The sequence below is a fragment of the Arcanobacterium canis genome, from assembly GCF_029625435.1.
In the GTDB taxonomy this organism is placed as follows: Bacteria; Actinomycetota; Actinomycetes; order Actinomycetales; family Actinomycetaceae; genus Arcanobacterium; species Arcanobacterium canis.
Window position 1 is genome coordinate 233,591 of the sequence record NZ_CP121208.1, and the last position, 18,325, is coordinate 251,915.

An 18,325-nucleotide genomic window follows, 5' to 3' on the forward strand; every position below is an offset into this window, starting at 1 on the left:
CATACCCTAACCGGTAGACTAGGACACGTGAGTATCGCATTGTATCGTCGCTATCGTCCCGAGAACTTCCAGGAGGTCATTGGGCAATCCCATGTGACCACGCCGCTGATGGCTGCCTTGGCATCAGGGCGGACGACCCACGCCTATTTGTTTTCTGGCCCGCGTGGGTGCGGGAAAACTACTTCCGCGCGTATCCTTGCACGATGTCTCAACTGCGTGGAATACCCCACCGACACCCCGTGCGGGAAGTGTGATTCGTGTCGTGAGTTAGCGCGTAACGGTTCGGGCTCACTCGACGTCGTCGAACTCGACGCAGCGTCACACGGCGGTGTGGATGACGCGCGCGAGCTGCGTGAGCAAGCGGGTTTCGCGCCTGTCCGTGATCGCTTCAAAATTTTTATTATCGACGAAGCACATATGGTGTCGAACCAGGGCTTTAACGCCCTGCTAAAAGTGGTCGAGGAACCACCCGAGCATGTGAAATTTATCTTTGCGACCACTGAACCTGAGAAGGTGATCGGCACGATCCGATCGCGTACGCATCACTATCCGTTCCGTCTGGTTCCACCCACTGAACTCGAAGATTATCTTGCTCAGGTGTGCGCGAATGAGGGGATCGAGGCTCCACGTTCAGTCCTCAGCCTCGCTGTACGCGCAGGTACCGGGTCTGTTCGTGACACGATGTCTGTTCTTGACCAACTTATTGGTGGCTCTGAAAATGGCGTGTTGAACTATGAGCGCGCAGTGGCACTACTGGGATACACATCGGCAGCGTTGCTTGATGAAGCAGTAGCAGCGATCGCTGAGCGTGACGGCGCACACCTGTTCAGTGTGGTTGATTCAGTTGTGAAAAGTGGACATGATCCGCGCCGTTTTGTGGAGGATCTTCTCCAACGTTTGCGCGATTTGATGATTATCGCGCTCACGGGCGAAGCTGCTCGTGATGTTTTCGTCGCTGTCCCAGAAGATCAGTACTCACGTATGGTGCGGCAGGCAATGAATCTTGGTGCGAGCCGCGCATCCCATTGTGCCGACCTGGTCAACGAGGCGCTATCGCAGATGGTGGGTGCTACTGCGCCAAGACTCCAGCTTGAGTTGCTCTGTGCTCGGCTTATCGTCAACGAGGGGACAAATCTACGTTCATCCTCTCCCGACGCCGGTGGGGCAGGGAACTCACAGGTGTCAGCGAACGTCGGAACTACGGGGCGTGGGCCAGCTGTGCCTCCGCCGGCGCAGCTGGCGAAACTGAAGAGGAGTCCGCAAGAGGCTGCGCGCACTGCTGCACATCCTGGGCAACCTACGCACAGCCGAGGAATGAATGCCCCTCAGAATCAGAGGATGCCGCAGACGCCAGCGTCGAGTGCCCAGGTTGCTCCCCAAGACCGGCCGATGCCGCAGATGCCGGGGGCAGAGACTGTAGAGCGTCCTCATCATGTTCCAGTGTCGCCTCGTCAGGAACAACCATCGGCCGAGAAACCACAGGAACAGGCTGTTCACAGTGCGCCACGTGAGGCGGCGTCACAAAAGAAACCTGCTGTGGATCCATCACGTGCTCTGAATGCAGTTCGCGGCCGCTGGGAGGACGTGCTGTCCACAGTGAAGAACACGTCGAAAGTTGCTGGCTCACAGCTTGCGGCATCTTTTGGGCCAATCGCATTTGAAGATGGCGCCCTCGTGATCGGTTTTTCGCAGCCTGGATTAGCACAGGCTTTTGGGCGGCACACAGGAGAAGTCTCGGCTGCAATCGGCAAAGTATTCGGAAAGTCTTTGCCCGTTGAGGCACGTGTGGGGGAACAGCCTTCGGGAGGTCAGAGGGACAGCACGCGTCCTCCGGTGCCCAATTCGCGAGAGAATACGGACACTGATCGCCCAAAAGTTGAGGCCGCGCAGGCCGCGGCTCCTGATCGCGCCAATAACAACGCCCATGAAAGGGTTTCTCATGGAAAGGCTACTGCGGAGCACACTGCACATGAGCTCCCGCTAGCAACATCGGCTGCTGAACAAGGTCGCGCTTTTCCTCAGCCAGGGCCACTTGGCGAGCCGAAGGATGGGCTTGAGGAAACTGCTCACCCTGAGGACGATCCTGTCTATCACCAGGATCCGAGTCGTGAACCCGAGGCTCGTGCCTTGGCAGATCCTGCAGGTGTGCTTGGGCCGTTGCTCAGTGGTGAGGTGGAATTTGCCGGCGAGGATCATACGCGTGCCTCCGCCCCAATGGGGAAATCTTCGGCGCTCCCGCAGACTCCTGCTCCCACCTTGGATGTGCCGGTTCGTCAAGATCCGATCCATGAGGAAGGGCCTGTTCCTGGATACGAATATATTCCGCCTGAATTTGAACCAGTGCCCGAAGAGGAATTCGAACCGTATAATCCAGCGGCAATGACACATGAGACGCCGTTCTATGCCCAAAATATGCCGGCGCCTCCTCCCCAGGTGTTTCCGACCAGTCAGCATCAGTCAACTGCGGCACCGGTGAGAACACCTGCGGTTCCTCATGAACCGAGCGCAACGGATAATTTCGTTGCTGATACTGCCCGAATGTTAGGGCGTGCGCCTGAACATCAGTCGTCGCACATGAAGGCAGCCACAATTGACGTGGCTAAGCTTGCCGCTGCCCACCAGAAGAAAGCAGAAGAGCAAGACGACTGGGACGAAGTGACGGATGATGACCCAGAAATCTCCGTCGCTGAAAACGCCGGGGTGAATATCCTGGTGGAAAAGCTTGATGCCCAAATCGTTGAAGAAATCCCGTTAGAGGAGGCACACTGATGGCTGGAGTCTACGACGGCGCAGTACAACAGTTGATTGATGAACTCGGACGCCTGCCCGGTGTTGGCCCCAAAAGTGCCCAACGCATTGCGTTTTACTTGCTTGAAGTAGATAGTGCAGAGGTCGAAGCACTCGTCAGTGCCCTTCAGGCGGTCAAAACAAAGGTTCGTTTCTGCTCAATTTGTGGCAATGTCACTGAAAGCGATATCTGTTCTATTTGTTCCGATCCACGCCGGCTTGATTCCGTGATCTGTGTGGTTGAAGAAGCGAAAGATATTGTTGCTATTGAGCGTGCGCGCGAATACCGCGGCCGTTACCACGTGCTCGGCGGAGCTATTGACCCTATCGCCGGTGTTGGCCCAGATCAATTGCGCATTCGTGAGCTGTACTCGCGTCTTGGCACTGGCGAGGTAAAAGAAGTCATTCTTGCCATGGATCCGAATGTGGAAGGTGAGGCCACGGCCACATATCTGTCGTTAAATCTTGCGCACATGGGAGTAGTCGTCTCGCGTTTAGCTTCGGGATTGCCTGTTGGCGGTGACCTAGAATACGCAGATGAAATGACGATCTCGCGTGCGCTCGAAGGACGAACTCGATTGAGTGAGCCAACAACGTTGCCATCGGCGATCTGACAAGCGTCGGCGATCTGAAACGACGTCGGCAGACACGCCTACTTGCATGTTGGCCCCCGACTCTTGGGCACCCGGCACAGTTGGGCTGCTGGAATGCCCAGCACACCCGACTGCGTCCCTCCTCTCTCACGCTCGGCAGCAGGGAGGAATGCGAGCGAAAACTTGTAGGGCGTGAGCGAAAAAAGTCACGTATAGTCTTGTGCGGAAGTCAGCCCGGCGCACCGGCGTCGGCACACACTGTGAACAGTAAGGCGAGATTATGGCCAACTCCCGATACGAACTCAATAAGCAACTTGCGCAGATGCTCAAAGGCGGCGTCATTATGGACGTCACGAATGCTGATCAGGCACGCATTGCTGAAGAAGCCGGAGCGTGTGCTGTGATGGCGCTTGAGCGCATCCCGGCAGATATTCGTGCTGCAGGCGGTGTATCACGTATGAGCGATCCGCGCCTGATCAAGGAAATTCAGCAGGCCGTATCGATCCCCGTCATGGCGAAGGTCCGTATTGGCCACTTCGTTGAGGCTCAGGTACTTCAGGCGCTTGAGATCGATTATATCGACGAATCCGAAGTGCTTTCGCCCGCGGACAACGTCTACCACATCGACAAGAGCACCTTCGACGTTCCGTTCGTGTGCGGTGCCAAAAACCTCGGCGAAGCGCTTCGCCGAATTGCTGAAGGCGCGTCGATGATCCGCACGAAGGGTGAGCCTGGCACGGGCGACGTCGTCCAGGCAGTGACGCACATGCGTCTGATTCAGTCTCAGATCCGCCACGTTGTGGGGCTGCGTGACGACGAAGTGTTCGAGCACGCTAAGCAGCTTGCCGTTCCTGTGGAGCTACTTCGCCAGGTCAAGGACGCTGGCAAGCTTCCGGTGGTGAACTTTGCTGCCGGTGGTGTGGCCACTCCAGCCGACGCCGCGCTAATGATGCAGCTTGGAGCCGAGGGCGTGTTCGTTGGCTCGGGTATTTTCAAGTCAGGCGATCCTGCAAAGCGTGCAGCCGCAATCGTGAAGTCTGTGACGAACTTTGAGGACGCGGCGTTGATCGCTGAGCTCTCCGAGGACCTTGGCGAAGCGATGGTGGGAATCAACGAAGCTGAGATTGATCTTCTCATGGCGGAGCGCGGTCAATGACCGGTAAAACCGTAGGAGTTCTTGCTGTTCAAGGTGCGTTCATTGAACACTGTCGTCGGTTAGAAGAACTCGGCCTTCGTGCAGTTGAACTGCGTCACACAGCACACGTGCGCTGTTCACTTGACGGCTTGGTTCTCCCTGGCGGAGAGTCAACAGTCCAGAGCAAGCTCCTGCATGAGCTGGATATGTTTGATCCGTTAGCAGAGGCTCTTGGCGGTGGAATGCCAGTATTCGGCACATGTGCCGGGCTGATTCTGCTAGCCCAACACGTGATGAACGGTCCAGTATCGGGGATCGATGGCGCACACGCAGCGATGCCAACGAACTCAGCTGTGGAGATCAACGGTTTCGCAACGATGCCGGTGACGGTGGTGCGCAACGCTTACGGGCGCCAACTGGGGAGCTTTTACATCGACGATGGCCTTTACATGAGTAACGATCACGGCGAAGCGACGCGCAACGATCCGGTCACGATCCCGATGACCTTTATCCGAGCACCTCACATTGCCCAATGGGGTGAGGGAGTGGACGTCATCGCGCAATTGCCCAACGGTACGCCTGTGGCGGTGCGCTACGAGAATCAAATCGGAGCAACATTCCAACCCGAACTTGATTCTGACCTGCACATATACGAGGCCTTCGCTCGTATGCTGTAGATCGGGATTTTTGTTTGGCCTCCATGCAGTAGGTGGGTGGGAGAATGCGTGAGGCAATCTCCCACCCACCTACTGTTATTCCATAATCACAGGAATTGTGGTGGTCTCAGTCTGCGGGATCAGTGCCTGCTCATCTGGTCGGTGTACCAGCACGTCATTGATATATGACTCGATGACATCTTTCATTGGTACGTCATGACCCGCCTTTTCAGACATGTACCAGCGGTGTTCGAGCACCTCATGGAAAATCTCGGCGCGTTGGAGCTTTCCTGCCAGCTCGCGTGGAATCGCATTGACGGTAGGCTCGAATACTTCCGTCATCCATTGATGAGCCACCACAGACAGCGGGAGTGAATCGCGTCCTGTGAGTGTGCGATACGAATCAAGATCATTCATCATGCGCCTGGCTTGTTGCTCTTCAACGTCCATGCCGGTCAATCGCATGATTTGACGTGAATAATGCCCGGCGTCCACCACCATCGGTTGGATCGAAAGCTGTGTGCCATCAATATCGGTGGACATCGACATCTCACCGACATCGAATCCGAGCTGATTGAGCCGATTAATTCGCTCGTCCACACGCCAACGATCAGATAACGAGAAAGATTCTGCTTCAGTGAGCTCCGCCCATAGCGCATGGTAGCGCTCTTCGAAACGGTTTCCGACGGCGATTGCATCGAATTCTTCGTCAAGAATCCCACCGGCTTGAAGATCCATCAGCTCTCCGATGATATTTGTGCGCGCAACATCGATATCGTAGGCGCGTTTACGCGGCGAAAGATTCGCTTCAAGTTCGCCCGTTTCCGCATCAACAAGATAGGCAGCATACTCGCCAGCATCGCGCCGAAAGAGCGTATTCGATAGCGACACATCGCCCCAGAAAAAGCCGATGAGATGCAAACGCACCATCAGTACGGTGAGCGCGTCGGTGAGACGATTGACAGTCTCTGGGCGCATTGAGGACTGTTGAGAGAAAATTGCGCGGTACGGCAAAGAATAGGGCAGGTGGTGTGTAATCAACACGGCGTTGAGCGGTTCACCGGCGTCGTCATAACGGCCAGTAATGACAGCGAGCGCATCGACACAGGGAGCATCAATACGATCGAGATCGCGAAGCATCTCGTATTCGTGGTGCGCTACCTCTTCGCCAATTTCCTTGATCGCGATGATCTCGCCTTCGAGGTTGACGAATCTCACAACGTGGCGGGAGATGCCTCGCGGGAGTGTCGCGATGAGCTCCTCAGGCCACTCTTCGAGCGGAATGTTCCACGGCAGATCGAGTAACGCTGGCACAACTTTCGCCGACGTAATCTGAAGCGCCTTTGGTGGCATTCGCAGATCCTTTCTTTGCGGTCTTAAGAATCTCAGTCTACTCGCCGACGCCGGTGGTACGGCCGAGCTGGAGAATAATCGGCGCGCTGGTGTTGCGTCTACTCGCCGACGCCGGTAGGCACGCTTCTGAGCGGGGTTGGTTTAGAAAACATTGCTCCATCAATCAGGGCCGGTTGCTGGAGTTCCAGCAACCGGCCCTGATGAAACACAACGAGACTTTTCTCAGTCACCCAGGCGAATGCCCGAAGATGCTGCGAAGAAGTGCGCATGTTCAAGCTGTGGACGCAAGTACACAATCGAGCCTGGCATCGGGTTCATCGTCGGAGGTGTACGCACAGTGACGATGTCGGAGTTGTCGCCAGAGCCAAAGCGCTCAGCTTCGCGCTCCTGGCCAACGATGTGGCCATGGACGTAAGCATCCGAACCCAGACCCTCAACGAAGGTCACCTTCAACGGGATTGACTGCTCAGCTTCGGACACGACGTCGAAAGCTTCAGGGCGCAGGCCCACGATGATCTTGCCATTATCCTCAGCGGTGACTCCTGCTGCAACATTGGCTGGAACAGGGATCGACGCATCACCGAAGCGAGCAACACCACCCTCGAGTGTCCACGGGCCGAGGTTCATTGCCGGCGAGCCGATGAAGCCTGCAACGAAGGCGTTTGCCGGACGGGAGAACATTTCTGCCGGGGAAGCCACCTGCTGAAGCACACCGAAGTTCAGCACTGCAATGCGGTCACCCATGGTCAGAGCTTCGGTCTGATCGTGGGTCACGTACACGGTGGTGATACCCAGTTCGCGCTGGAGCGAAGCGATCTGGGTACGGGTCTGCACACGCAGCTTCGCATCCAGGTTCGACAGCGGTTCGTCCATGAGGAACACTTGCGGTTCACGCACGATGGCGCGGCCCATGGCCACGCGCTGACGCTGACCACCTGACAGTGCCTTCGGCTTACGCTCAAGGTATGGAGTGAGATCGAGAATCTCTGCGGCCTTCGCCACGCGCTCCTTAATCACGTTCTTGTCCACACCAGCGATCTTCAGGGCGAAGCCCATGTTCTCGCCGACGGACATGTGTGGGTAGAGTGCGTAGTTCTGGAAGACCATAGCGATGTCGCGATCCTTGGGGGAGACGTCGGTGACGTCGCGATCCCCAATGAAGATCTTTCCGGAGTTCACATCTTCGAGGCCTGCGAGCATACGCAGAGCGGTTGACTTGCCCGAACCCGAAGGCCCAACGAGAACCAGGAATTCGCCGTCGGCAATATCGAGGTTCAAAGAATCAACTGAAGGAGTGGTGTTTCCCGGGTAGACGCGGGTAGCGTTTTGATAAGTAACGGTAGCCATTGCTGGTCCCTCCACCGGCAGGTACGTGCCGGACGATCCGAGTGAAAGGTGCCTATATATAAAAGACACGATGCCCACGTCGGTGTGAGCACCGTGTCGATTATTTCACAGCTTTGCGTATTGGTCTACCGCAAAAGTCACTACGTGTTCTGTGGGAGTGCAGTGACATCACATTTGATGAGCAATAGGGCAAAATGAGAGAAGTGACCTGGGAGGGGTGATCGTGGAACGTAGAGAAATTGGCGGCTATCAGCTCGTTGAGCGCATCGGCGTCGGGGGGATGTCAACGGTGTACGAGGCAATCGACGGCGGCGGCACACGGGTCGCGTTGAAGCTTCTTCATCCTGCGCTTTCTGCTGACCCCGCTGCGCGAGTGCGCCTGAAACGCGAGGTTGCAATGCTTCAACGTGTGCGTGGCCCGTACGTGGCGCAGATTCTCGACGCTGAAACTGATGACACAGACGTCTTTATCGTCACTGAGCTAATCGATGGGCCGACTCTCGACGACGACGTGGCTCAACAAGGAGTGTTCACGGGGGACGATCTTGCCCAACTTTCGCGAGAACTTGGCGAGGCGCTGGAATCAATCCATGCTCAAGGCGTCCTCCATCGAGACGTCAAGCCGTCGAATGTGATGCTCGGGCAAAACGGGCCGGTGCTCATCGATTTCGGTATTTCTCAATTGGGCGACGATCTGCGCCTGACTCAGACTGGCTCTCTGACCCACACACCTGGCTGGGCGGATCCTCGAGTGATTCGTGGGAGCGCGCCGGATGAACTGGCAGATTGGTGGTCGATGGCTGCGGTGATTGCATTCGCTGCGACGGGACGGCCACCTTTCGGGCGCGGTAACACTTCAGCTGTGATGAATCGCGTTCTTGCAGGTGAAGCAGATCTTTCCGGGTTGCCGGATCGCCTCGCCGCCGCTTTCCGTGCGGCTCTGTCGCCTAACGAATCGGCGCGTCTGCCGTACACGACGCTTCAAAAAGTGCTCGATGACGCCAGCTTTTCCCCGATGATTCCGGTTGGTGAGAGTGCCGAAGAGGCCGACGACGGGGTGGCTCGTGCCGAGGTGGCCGACGACGCCGAGGCGGCACCGAGCGTTGAGCTGACCGCTATTCTGGAGCGTCCAGCTGTGATTGAGCCTCCCGTTGTGCTTGAGTCCGCACCCGCCGTCGAGCCAACTCGTGTGATGACGACGCCCGCGGAACAGCCAACTGCTCTCTATCCGCAACATCCACCTGTCTCGTATGCGCCGCAGGAAGCCAAGGTGACCGAACCGCCGTCGATTCCGCAGTGGATGACACCCCCACGGACATTTCCGCTCTTTTTCCTCGCACTTGCAGTCGCTGTGGCGTTGATTGGGGGCGCACGCCCGTGGGCCACCATGATTGCGGTGATTGCTACCCTCTGGTGTGCTGACATTGTGGGGGACACCCGCGAAGAACTCATCAATCGACGGTATCGACACGGTGGCCCTTATACAGGGGAATCTCTCCGGTCTCTCGTCCGCCTGCCATGGGTCATGGTGACGGCAACATTGAGGTTGGCTATGTCGGTATTAGTTGGCGGAACAATCGCTATGGGTGCCGGTTGGGTGATGGTGCAAATGGATATCGCGAGATCAAGGTCTCTATATTCCACAGTCGTCGGGCTTGCTGTTGTGGTGATCTGGATGTTTGCTGCCTCCCACAAGGCGCGGGAGGGAGTGCGTTACATGATGGAGTCTGTCACTCCGACTTCTGGGTATCGGGCGTTGTGGGTGGTCTTTGCAATGGTGGCAGCCGCCGGAGCGTATGTTTTCTGGCGGAGTGGATCGACAGTCAACCTCACCCCTTTTGGAAGAATTCTTTTCTAGGTTAAACTTTCAACTGAAACTTACGGATGTAACTCATGCGCCGGCGTTGGGGCAAGAAAGGACATCATGGCACCCAAACAAACTCCCGGGACCACGTCAGTCAAACTCTCGAAAGAAGAGCGTCGCGCCGCTGTTCGAGAAAAAGCACGTGCGCTGAAGGAAGCTGAGGCAAAGCGCGCTCGCCGAAACAAGATCGTTGGTATTGTTGTGGCGGCTATTGTTGCTGTTGTCGTGATCGTGACTTCTTACATGGTACTGACCTCGAATAGCAGTGAAGCAAAGTACGGCGGAACGGCTCGCGCACTTGACATCAAGAACGTTGACGAAGACTACGGAATCACCATTAACGCCAAGGGTGAGGCTGGTAAGAAAGTTGACGGGAAGCCAGAAGTGGCCATTTACTCTGATTTCCGTTGCCCGTTCTGCCAGCAGCTCGAACTCCAGAACAAGGATGTCATCAATTCTTACAGTTCAGAAGGAAAGATTGGCTTCAAGTTCTATCCCGTCAATATCCTTCATCAGCCATTCTCTGCCACGGGTGCTGCAGCGATCTTCTACACCGCAACGTATGCACCTGAAATCGCACGACCCATGTTCGAAGCTCTGATGGAACAAGGCGCGAAAACTGCCGAGTCCTCCGCAGAGCAAGCAACTCCTGAAGATATTCGTGAGGTTGCCAAGAAACTTGGAATGAAGGACAAGGATCTTGAGGATATGGCCGCAACGATTACGTCGAAGGAATGGGCGGATTACGTTACGAAGGCGACTCAGGCGTTTAGTGATAAGGGTTACAACGGTACGCCAACCGTGACCGTTGACGGTAAGAAGGTTGACGTCAGGATTGAGCAGTTCCCACAGATGCTCGCTGATATCAGCGCTGGTAAGGCCATCCCTGAAGCTCCCAAGGAGAGCTGATAGCAATTTTGCATGAACAAAAACGGCGCTAAATAGCCAAATGTTCATCAAAGAATGAGGCGAGGAACGCATAACTAGCGTTCCTCGCCTCATTCTGGCAAAATATTCCCGTTGGCTAGACCATCTAGCCCACGCCTCCTTAGCTCAGTTGGTAGAGCATCTGTCTTGTAAACAGAAGGTCGTCGGTTCGAGTCCGACAGGGGGCTCTCTTTTTTACCCGAAATACCGCCACTTGCGGTAGTTGCCAATTTGCTCATGCTGGTTTAGTAGACCCATTAGTAGACCCATTTGAAACTCCGGAAAGGCGCTTCGGATGGCTATGTCCAAAGGCTCATGCCTCCGCACCGTAGGGCACAGGATTTATTAGATTGCGTCGCCGTATGCGCGGCGGTGGTACATGAGGCGCATCATACGGCGGCGACACTACTCTTCGAAGCTGGAGGAGAACCCGAAATCATTTAGAAAACCTGTGGTGTGCCCTCAGAATTTGCCGGTATAAGAATGAGTGGAATTGAGTTGCTGACAAACACCTCAGCGGTCTTACCGTTGGAAAGTTCTAGCGTCACCAATGCGCCCTTCACTCCTGATGTAGCTATCGCTTCCCTAACGCGATTGGCTGACTTTTCCGTGATTTTGAGCGAGACAGATTTATTGTCCCTGTCGTTCAACGGATACTGCAATCGGTAATACATCGCGTATCACCTCCTCTCAAGAACTCAGTTCATGTTCAACTATAGTTCGCGGAGGCGGAGCGTGACGATCTTCGGATGCTCCGGGGTGCCCGCCACGACGCAGTTCACGACGATGCGGGCGCCGTCGCTTTTCGCACTATAAACAGCCACATAGCCGCCTTCTTCACCGCCGAGACCTTCGTATCGTTTACCAATAATAGAACTTCGAGTCATATTTGCGACTAGCAAGTTGCAGCTTCAAACGAACGCAAAGAGAGCGTTTATGGTGAAATTGTGTTGTGGTGGACGAGATGGCACGCTCACCTCGTTCCTGATGCCGTGATCTAAGGGAGAAAAATGACCGATTCGAAAGTGCTGCTGTTTTACAAGTTCGCGCCTCTGCCAGATCCACTTGCAGTGAAGATGTGGCAGAAGAACCTCTGCGAGAAGTTGGGGTTGCGTGGTCGTCTCCTTATCTCCCGTGATGGCATCAACGGAACGCTTGGTGGCACGGTTCAGGCGTGCAAGGCATACGTCAAGGAATTGAAGAACTACCCGCCATTCGCCGATGTTGACATGAAATGGTCGGAGGGGACTGGCATGGGTGAGGATGGATTCTCTCGCGATTTTCCGCGTCTTTCGGTCAAGGTGCGCGATGAAATTGTGGCATTCGGTGCTCCTGGCGAACTTAAAGTTGGCCCAGAAGGTGTGATCGGTGGCGGTGTTCACGTCAAGCCTGAGGAAGTTGAAAACCTCATCCATGCAAACCCAGATCTTGTCTTCTTTGACGGACGTAACAAAGTGGAGTGGGAGATCGGCCGATTCGAAGGCGCCGTCGTCCCTGACACCACCACGACGCATGACTTCATCGCTGAGCTTGAATCAGGCAAGTTTGATGACATCAAGGACAAGCCGATCTTGACGTACTGCACGGGCGGAATTCGCTGTGAAGTCCTCTCAGCATTAATGAAGAACCGTGGGTTCACCCAGGTCTATCAGCTCGACGGCGGCATTGTCCGGTACGGCGAAAAGTTCGCCAACTCTGGACGCTGGCAGGGCTCGTTGACGGTGTTTGACAACCGTGAGGTCATAGATTTCGACGGCGAGGCAGCCAAACTCGCCCAGTGTCATACCTGTGGTGCGCCGGCTGGACGTCTGCATAACTGCGATGAACCCTCGTGCCGCACGCGTATGCCTGTGTGTGAGGATTGTGTGCATAAGCCGGCGTTCTGCGACGAGCACATGAATGTGAGCGCCTAGCGTTTGGCGCTTTTCAGCGGCTCAAATCCCAGTTAATTGGCTCAGCGCCCTGCTCCACGAGCAGGGCGTTTGCGCGCGTAAATGGGCGGGACCCGAAGAATCCTCGCGAAGCTGACAGCGGCGACGGATGTGGCGAGGCGATAATGGGAATTCCGCTGAGTAACGGAGCAAGTTCTTGTGCTTGTTTCCCCCAAAGAATCGCTACCAGCGGGCGCCCACGCCGTGCCAACGTACGGATGGCGTGGTCAGTGATGCGTTCCCAGCCTTTTCCGCGATGTGATGCTGGAACCCCGGGGGTGACGGTCAATACCCTGTTCAAGAGCATCACCCCACGTTCGGACCACGGCGTGAGGTCACCATTGGGTGGCATTGGCACACCAGTGTCGGTGACGAGTTCCTTAAAAATATTGGCGAGACTGCGTGGAAGCGGACGCACATCGGCGTTTGCTGAGAAGCTCAATCCGATTGGGTGTCCGGGAGTGGGGTAGGGGTCTTGTCCCACGATGAGTACCTTCACCTCGTCAAGAGGGTATGTGAACGCTCGAAGAATGTTGGCGCCTTGCGGGAGGTAACCGCGACCAGCCGCATTTTCTTCGCGGAGAAAATTACCCATGGCATGAATACTGTCTTCGATGGGTGTTAATTCACGTGCCCAACCGGGATCGATGTTCGCGATGCTCATGAGCTTAGTGTAACGCTCGGTGTGTGTAGTGCTGTTGGGGAGATTTTCTCCCGACGTCGGAAATTTTCCGTGGAGTATGCTCCAGTTGGACGTTGATTCGGCAACGTTCGTGTGCTCTCGCGCTGCTCGTAACTTACGGTGCAGTAACTTAGGGGTGAGAAACATATGTGGTTCGTATCCGAAGGAGATCAGGTGGCCATGACAACATCGACGTCGATCGTCACAAACCCTATCCGTATCAAGGCGCTTCCTGCGGTGCAGTCGGCGGTGCTTATTGCCGCAGCGACAGCGCTCATCGCATTTGCCTCGCAAGTGAAGATCCCGGTGGGGCCAGTCCCCATCACGTTGCAAACTCTCGTCATCCCACTTATCTCGCTTGCTTTAGGCTTCCGACGCGCCGTCATCACCACTGTTGTCTACATTGCGGTAGGTCTTGCGGGTGCCCCCGTTTTTGCTGGCGGTCTAGGTGGTACGTCGATTCTTCTCGGGGCAACTTTTGGGTATCTTCTTGGGATGGTCGGCCAGGCGGCGATCATCGGGTGGATGTCTGATCGTGGCGTGACGTCGGGGTGGCGTTATGTGGGCGGAATGCTCGGCGCTTTCACGGCACCTTTCGTGCCAGGGTTGATTTGGCTGGCAGTCTTCTTGGGAAGTGGTGCAACATGGGTCACCGTTCTGAGTGTGGGGTTGGTGCCCTTTGTGCCAGGTGAACTGATCAAAATGGTACTCGTGACGATGTCGCTTCCAGCTCTGCGCGCATATGGGCGAATTGTCAGATAATCACGAAGTACTGTCATAGGGGCGCGATACAGTAGTAAATATGACGAAGGATAACTCTCTACCCGAAGAGGAACGCGGCTTATCTGAAGAAGAGATCGCCATCCTCAACTTTGAAAAAGGGTGGCGCAAGATTGCCCGCTCAAAAGAAGCCGCGATCCGGCACACTTTTCAGCTCGCGCCGTTTGAGTATTACCTTCGTCTTGCGAATCTTCTTGATGACCCTCGGGCCTATGCCCGTGAACCTGTTCTCGTGGCTCGATTGAAAGAGCTGACATGGAAAAAGCTCGCAGAACGCGACAATGGTTCGCATCGGTAGCTCAGCACGGTAAGATCTGCATCGTGAATACTTATCCTGAAGACGAATTCGATACGCTTGCCCGCGAGCGCGGCTCGCTCGGTGCTCATCGCGGTCCGGTGGTGTCCTTGCGTAAATGGTGGATCGCGCTCATCGCAGTCGTGGTTGTGATGCCGTTGCTTGGTGCTGCCGTGGGACACTTTTATTCCACGTATGAATCATCTCCGATTTCGTCTGTGGCGAGTGGCAAACCCAGCCAAGCCCCGACGGCGTCGGTTGCTCCGTCGGCGTCGGCTGCGGCCGCGAAAGCGACCCCAACACCCATCGAATCTCAGTCTGCCCAGGTGAGGGACAAAACGATCTCGATCATGTTGCTCAATGGTAAGGGTGTGAAAGGGTATGCGGCTGAGCAGGGCAAAGTGCTGAAGGCTGAGGGATACACCAATATTGAGGTTGGAAACTATTCCAAGGGCGCGCCTGCGCAAACGACCGTCTACTATCGTGATTCGTCTGTGAAAGCCGCTGCGGAACATGTGGCGCAGAAACTTGGCGGAACAGCAGTAGAGTCTGCGTCAGCTGTAGGGGCCGGCCAAATTGTGGCTGTGTTGCGCTAGAAGATAAACGACAGTGAGGGTGCCAGGGGTGGCACCCTCACTTTTGTTTGGTTTCAGTCAGTTTATTGAGCGCGTGAACAACTTTGGTGTGAGGTGCGTATCGCTCGCGGTGAAATAGGGAGAAATAGCCGCACAATTCGTTTGCACTCATAGGGCGCGAGTGCCAAAATTGGTACTGGCACTCGAAGTCAACGAGTGATAAAACTACCGGCCAGTGAGGCGCCGGAAGTGGCGAGAAATGAACGCCACCGCCGTCGTCGTCCGTCGCGGGCACTGGGTGGAATCATCCCTAGTGGAGGAATGTAATATGTCGAAGATCATCGCATTTGATGAGGATGCACGCCGTGGCATGGAGCGAGGCCTGGACCTGCTCGCTAACACGGTGAAGGTCACCCTTGGCCCCAAGGGCCGCAATGTCGTTCTGGACAAGAAGTGGGGCGCGCCCACCATCACGAACGACGGCGTGTCGATTGCAAAGGAAATTGAGCTCGAAGATCCGTACGAGCGTATCGGCGCTGAGCTGGTGAAGGAAGTTGCCAAGAAGACTGATGACGTCGCAGGCGACGGCACCACCACCGCAACTGTTCTCGCCCAGGCTCTCGTGAAGGAAGGCCTGCGCAATGTTGTTGCCGGCGCCAACCCGATCGCACTGCGCAAGGGTATCGACAAGGCTGTTGCCGCCGTCGTGGCCAAGCTGCATGAGAATGGCAAGGAAATCGAGACCAAGGACGAAATCGCCGCAACTGCTGCTATTTCGGCTGGTGATCCGGAAATCGGTTCGCTCATTGCTGAGGCTCTAGACAAGGTTGGCAAGGAAGGCGTTGTGACCGTTGAAGAGTCCAATACCTTCGGTACCGAGCTGGAGATCACTGAAGGTATGTCCTTCGATAAGGGCTACCTCTCGCCGTACTTCGTCACCGACGCAGAGCGCCAGGAAGCTGTTCTTGAAGATGCATACGTGCTCCTCGTTGAGTCCAAGATTGCCAACATCAAGGACATGCTGCCGCTGCTTGAGAAGGTTATGCAGTCAGGCAAGCCGCTCGTCATCATTGCAGAGGACATTGAGGGTGAGGCTCTTGCTACCCTCGTTGTGAACAAGATCCGTGGCACCTTCAAGTCGGCTGCTGTGAAGGCACCGGGCTTCGGTGATCGCCGTAAGGAAATGCTCCAGGATATGGCAGTGCTCACCGGCGCTACCGTCATCTCTGAGACCGTCGGCCTCAAGCTGGAGAACGCTGATCTCTCCATGCTCGGAACCGCACGCAAGATCGTTCTGACCAAGGACAACACCACCATCGTTGATGGTGCTGGCTCGAAGGAAGATCTCGATGCGCGCGTTGCCGTGATCAAGTCGCAGATCGAGAAGTCCACCTCGGACTACGATCGTGAGAAGCTCATGGAGCGCCTTGCAAAGCTCTCCGGCGGTGTTGCTGTGATCAAGTCCGGCGCGGCAACCGAAGTGGAGCTCAAGGAGCGCAAGCACCGCATCGAAGATGCGATCCGCAATGCGAAGGCTGCTGTGGAAGAAGGCATCATTTCCGGTGGTGGTGTGGCTCTGATCCACGCTGCGGACCAGGCGCTGGAGAACATCGAGCTCGAAGGTGACGAGGCTGTTGGCGCGCAGATCGTGCGCGTGGCTGCGTCGGCTCCGCTCAAGCAGATTGCTGAGAACGCCGGTCTCGAAGGCGGCGTCGTGGCAGAGAAGGTTCGTAACCTCCCCACCGGTCACGGCCTGAATGCTGCCACTGGCGAGTACGAGGATCTCCTTGCTGTTGGCATCAACGATCCGGTCAAGGTGACCCGCTCGGCTCTTCAGAATGCTGCATCGATTGCCGGTCTGTTCCTGACCACCGAAGCTGTTGTGGCTGATAAGCCTGAGCCGCCGGCACCGGCAGCTCAGGGTGGCGAAGACATGGGCGGTATGTACTGATCGCATCAGACAGCGTCATGAATTGAGGTCATGAGTGCGGGGGAGACTCTGGAAGTGATCTCATTTCATCAATGGTGAGGGCAGCGGATGGAAATCCGCTGCCCTCACCATTATGTCTCAATGAGTGTCCTCAGAACTCTTTGTCGGCGTTCAGAGCAAACCCCGCTTTAAAAATTATCCTCGATCGATTCGACCTTCTCGATTGTCGAGGTAGGACGCGGCTGCGTTTTATCCTTCGTTACTTCAGCATGTCGGGCTTCTTCTGCGCTGCGACGTTTCGATGCGATGATATCGAGAGTGTTGCGGGCGATCTTCTCACGTTTAGCAGTTTCGGCTTCCGGCCCCGACAAGACCGTAGGTTGGGTTCCTGGCTCGAAAGAATCGTCTGGATCTTCGAGTGTCGAACGAAACTCTTCAGCAGTCAAGCGCCTGAACAGAACTGCCTCAGGGGTCTCGTCGGCGCCGTCGTCAGTGTCGAAATGCTCATCATATTCAGGCTCGGACTGAGCTAATAATTGCGCAGTCAGTGCATCGCTGACCTCGTCCTGGATGCTCGGTGCAGGTGCTGATGATGCCTCGGTGGCACATGCGCTGGCCTTGTTGGTGTCCTCGGGTGCGGCGACGACAGAAAATTGTGCAGTATCGATGACTGTTGATTCGTTTGCTTCGATCAATGCCTTGATACGCTCCAGTTCGGCGGTAGCATTCTGACGCGCATTGAGCTCCCAACCAGCGGCGAGCGGAGAGATGAAGAGCCGCTTACGAGCAAGTAAACGCGTCAAGATCCGCGAGCGTGCGCGGTAATACGATACGTCGTCCACGGCGGCGTATTCCTCGCGGGTCAGGGCGTTGTACCTTTTATAGCGCTTGGGATCAGATGCCAGAATGCCCAAGTGGGCGTCTCGGAGAGCAATTTGGTCAGAATCAATCGCATCAAATGTTTGGGTTTCTCCTGGCTGTTGAGAAAACGACGAATGGCGATGGTGCAGTGATGTGATCAGCGTGGCAATGGATTCACGAGCCGATTGCGGGATACCGAGTAGCGCGAGATCTTCGCGAGCGACGGCTGCACTGGCAAGCTCATCCTCGCCGCCGTTGTGGGTGTACACCGCGTGATCATCCACAGAAAAAACGACTCCGTGATACCACGTCGCAAGGCAGATGTAATCAGGATCTCGAGTTTCGGGTGCGAGGGTATCGATGCGCGTGAGCATATCCATCACATGCGCCATGTTATGGACTTTGCGATCAGGGGTTGACCAAATGTCAATCAGCGCACGGCACGCGTGAGTGAGCTTTTCTGCACTAACAACAGCGCCGACATTCGTTGCACTACGCACGAAGGAGCGGATCACCCAATCGGGAACCGACGCATGTGCGGCTTTTTCGTTTTCGAGCACCCCTGCAGTCTAGCGGGTGATCTGTGAGCTGGCGAAGTGGGGTTCAGCT

Annotated in this window: 16 protein-coding genes and 1 tRNA gene; 12 read left to right on the forward strand and 5 right to left on the reverse strand. The window is 55.8% G+C overall.

Going from position 1 to position 18,325, the window contains the following annotated elements:
• Nucleotides 1–27: 27 nt before the first annotated feature.
• The 4 genes from P7079_RS01010 to pdxT all read left to right on the forward strand — a co-directional run bounded on the left by P7079_RS01010 (nt 28) and on the right by pdxT (nt 5,192).
• Nucleotides 28–2,769, forward strand: a complete 2,742-nt coding sequence (locus tag P7079_RS01010) for a DNA polymerase III subunit gamma and tau (RefSeq protein WP_278012987.1) — start codon at nt 28–30, stop codon at nt 2,767–2,769.
• Nucleotides 2,769–3,401 (forward strand): recombination mediator RecR, encoded by a 633-nt coding sequence (gene recR, locus P7079_RS01015; protein ID WP_278012988.1) that lies wholly within the window; start codon nt 2,769–2,771, stop codon nt 3,399–3,401. The genes P7079_RS01010 and recR overlap by 1 nt, the downstream gene beginning before the upstream one ends.
• 259 nt (nt 3,402–3,660) lie before the next feature.
• Entirely contained in the window at nt 3,661–4,536 is an 876-nt protein-coding gene (gene pdxS / locus P7079_RS01020) for a pyridoxal 5'-phosphate synthase lyase subunit PdxS (protein WP_278012989.1), read from the forward strand.
• Nucleotides 4,533–5,192, forward strand: a complete 660-nt coding sequence (gene pdxT / locus P7079_RS01025; RefSeq protein ID WP_278012990.1) for a pyridoxal 5'-phosphate synthase glutaminase subunit PdxT — start codon at nt 4,533–4,535, stop codon at nt 5,190–5,192. The genes pdxS and pdxT overlap by 4 nt, the downstream gene beginning before the upstream one ends.
• A gap of 75 nt (nt 5,193–5,267) precedes the next feature.
• Here pdxT and P7079_RS01030 read toward each other — a convergent pair whose 3' ends face one another.
• Together P7079_RS01030 and P7079_RS01035 are read right to left on the reverse strand one after the other, a co-directional pair.
• Nucleotides 5,268–6,524, reverse strand: a complete 1,257-nt coding sequence (locus tag P7079_RS01030) for a DUF4032 domain-containing protein (protein WP_278012991.1) — start codon at nt 6,522–6,524, stop codon at nt 5,268–5,270.
• A 222-nt stretch (nt 6,525–6,746) separates the two neighbouring features.
• Complete coding sequence (locus P7079_RS01035; protein ID WP_278012992.1) at nt 6,747–7,871, reverse strand: ABC transporter ATP-binding protein; 1,125 nt, start codon at nt 7,869–7,871, stop codon at nt 6,747–6,749.
• A 223-nt stretch (nt 7,872–8,094) separates the two neighbouring features.
• Here P7079_RS01035 and P7079_RS01040 point away from each other — a divergent pair, with 223 nt between their 5' ends.
• The 3 genes from P7079_RS01040 (at nt 8,095) to P7079_RS01050 (ending at nt 10,850) form a co-directional block, all read left to right on the forward strand.
• The gene (locus P7079_RS01040) at nt 8,095–9,729 is read left to right on the forward strand and encodes a protein kinase domain-containing protein (RefSeq protein WP_278012993.1); all 1,635 of its coding nucleotides are present in this window, start codon (nt 8,095–8,097) and stop codon (nt 9,727–9,729) included.
• A gap of 66 nt (nt 9,730–9,795) precedes the next feature.
• Nucleotides 9,796–10,644 carry a DsbA family protein gene (locus P7079_RS01045; RefSeq protein ID WP_278012994.1) on the forward strand — a complete coding sequence of 283 codons (849 nt, stop codon included), beginning with the start codon at nt 9,796–9,798 and terminating at the stop codon, nt 10,642–10,644.
• 133 nt (nt 10,645–10,777) lie between these two features.
• Nucleotides 10,778–10,850 (forward strand) — tRNA-Thr (locus P7079_RS01050).
• A 525-nt stretch (nt 10,851–11,375) separates the two neighbouring features.
• Here the strand turns inward: P7079_RS01050 and P7079_RS01055 are convergent.
• Nucleotides 11,376–11,549 carry a hypothetical protein gene (locus tag P7079_RS01055; protein WP_278012995.1) on the reverse strand — a complete coding sequence of 58 codons (174 nt, stop codon included), beginning with the start codon at nt 11,547–11,549 and terminating at the stop codon, nt 11,376–11,378.
• A 123-nt stretch (nt 11,550–11,672) separates the two neighbouring features.
• Between P7079_RS01055 and trhO the strand changes: the two genes are divergently transcribed.
• The gene (trhO, locus tag P7079_RS01060; protein WP_278012996.1) at nt 11,673–12,575 is read left to right on the forward strand and encodes an oxygen-dependent tRNA uridine(34) hydroxylase TrhO; all 903 of its coding nucleotides are present in this window, start codon (nt 11,673–11,675) and stop codon (nt 12,573–12,575) included.
• A 13-nt stretch (nt 12,576–12,588) separates the two neighbouring features.
• Here trhO and P7079_RS01065 read toward each other — a convergent pair whose 3' ends face one another.
• The gene (locus P7079_RS01065) at nt 12,589–13,257 is read right to left on the reverse strand and encodes a uracil-DNA glycosylase (protein ID WP_278012997.1); all 669 of its coding nucleotides are present in this window, start codon (nt 13,255–13,257) and stop codon (nt 12,589–12,591) included.
• Between the two features lie 198 nt (nt 13,258–13,455).
• Between P7079_RS01065 and P7079_RS01070 the strand changes: the two genes are divergently transcribed.
• The 4 genes from P7079_RS01070 (at nt 13,456) to groL (ending at nt 16,876) form a co-directional block, all read left to right on the forward strand.
• Nucleotides 13,456–14,037, forward strand: coding sequence for a biotin transporter BioY (locus P7079_RS01070; protein ID WP_278013576.1), 582 nt, complete (start codon nt 13,456–13,458; stop codon nt 14,035–14,037).
• 40 nt (nt 14,038–14,077) lie between these two features.
• Nucleotides 14,078–14,353 carry a DUF3263 domain-containing protein gene (locus P7079_RS01075; RefSeq protein WP_278012998.1) on the forward strand — a complete coding sequence of 92 codons (276 nt, stop codon included), beginning with the start codon at nt 14,078–14,080 and terminating at the stop codon, nt 14,351–14,353.
• A 23-nt stretch (nt 14,354–14,376) separates the two neighbouring features.
• Nucleotides 14,377–14,946, forward strand: coding sequence for a LytR C-terminal domain-containing protein (locus tag P7079_RS01080; protein ID WP_278012999.1), 570 nt, complete (start codon nt 14,377–14,379; stop codon nt 14,944–14,946).
• Nucleotides 14,947–15,253: 307 nt separating this feature from the next.
• Complete coding sequence (groL, locus tag P7079_RS01085; RefSeq protein WP_278013000.1) at nt 15,254–16,876, forward strand: chaperonin GroEL; 1,623 nt, start codon at nt 15,254–15,256, stop codon at nt 16,874–16,876.
• Between the two features lie 167 nt (nt 16,877–17,043).
• Here the strand turns inward: groL and P7079_RS01090 are convergent, their stop codons facing one another.
• Nucleotides 17,044–18,276 carry an HD domain-containing protein gene (locus P7079_RS01090; protein ID WP_278013001.1) on the reverse strand — a complete coding sequence of 411 codons (1,233 nt, stop codon included), beginning with the start codon at nt 18,274–18,276 and terminating at the stop codon, nt 17,044–17,046.
• Nucleotides 18,277–18,325: the final 49 nt, after the last annotated feature.

What these genes read in the sequence shown, in the direction of transcription:
- recR (WP_278012988.1), top strand. Translation starts at nt 2,769, where the DNA reads ATGGCTGGAGTCTACGACGGCGCAGTACAACAGTTGATTGATGAACTC.
- pdxS (WP_278012989.1), top strand. Translation starts at nt 3,661, where the DNA reads ATGGCCAACTCCCGATACGAACTCAATAAGCAACTTGCGCAGATGCTC.
- pdxT (WP_278012990.1), top strand. Translation starts at nt 4,533, where the DNA reads ATGACCGGTAAAACCGTAGGAGTTCTTGCTGTTCAAGGTGCGTTCATT.
- P7079_RS01030 (WP_278012991.1), bottom strand. Translation starts at nt 6,524, where the DNA reads ATGCCACCAAAGGCGCTTCAGATTACGTCGGCGAAAGTTGTGCCAGCG.
- P7079_RS01035 (WP_278012992.1), bottom strand. Translation starts at nt 7,871, where the DNA reads ATGGCTACCGTTACTTATCAAAACGCTACCCGCGTCTACCCGGGAAAC.
- P7079_RS01045 (WP_278012994.1), top strand. Translation starts at nt 9,796, where the DNA reads ATGGCACCCAAACAAACTCCCGGGACCACGTCAGTCAAACTCTCGAAA.
- P7079_RS01055 (WP_278012995.1), bottom strand. Translation starts at nt 11,549, where the DNA reads ATGACTCGAAGTTCTATTATTGGTAAACGATACGAAGGTCTCGGCGGT.
- trhO (WP_278012996.1), top strand. Translation starts at nt 11,673, where the DNA reads ATGACCGATTCGAAAGTGCTGCTGTTTTACAAGTTCGCGCCTCTGCCA.
- P7079_RS01065 (WP_278012997.1), bottom strand. Translation starts at nt 13,257, where the DNA reads ATGAGCATCGCGAACATCGATCCCGGTTGGGCACGTGAATTAACACCC.
- P7079_RS01070 (WP_278013576.1), top strand. Translation starts at nt 13,456, where the DNA reads ATGACAACATCGACGTCGATCGTCACAAACCCTATCCGTATCAAGGCG.
- P7079_RS01075 (WP_278012998.1), top strand. Translation starts at nt 14,078, where the DNA reads ATGACGAAGGATAACTCTCTACCCGAAGAGGAACGCGGCTTATCTGAA.
- groL (WP_278013000.1), top strand. Translation starts at nt 15,254, where the DNA reads ATGTCGAAGATCATCGCATTTGATGAGGATGCACGCCGTGGCATGGAG.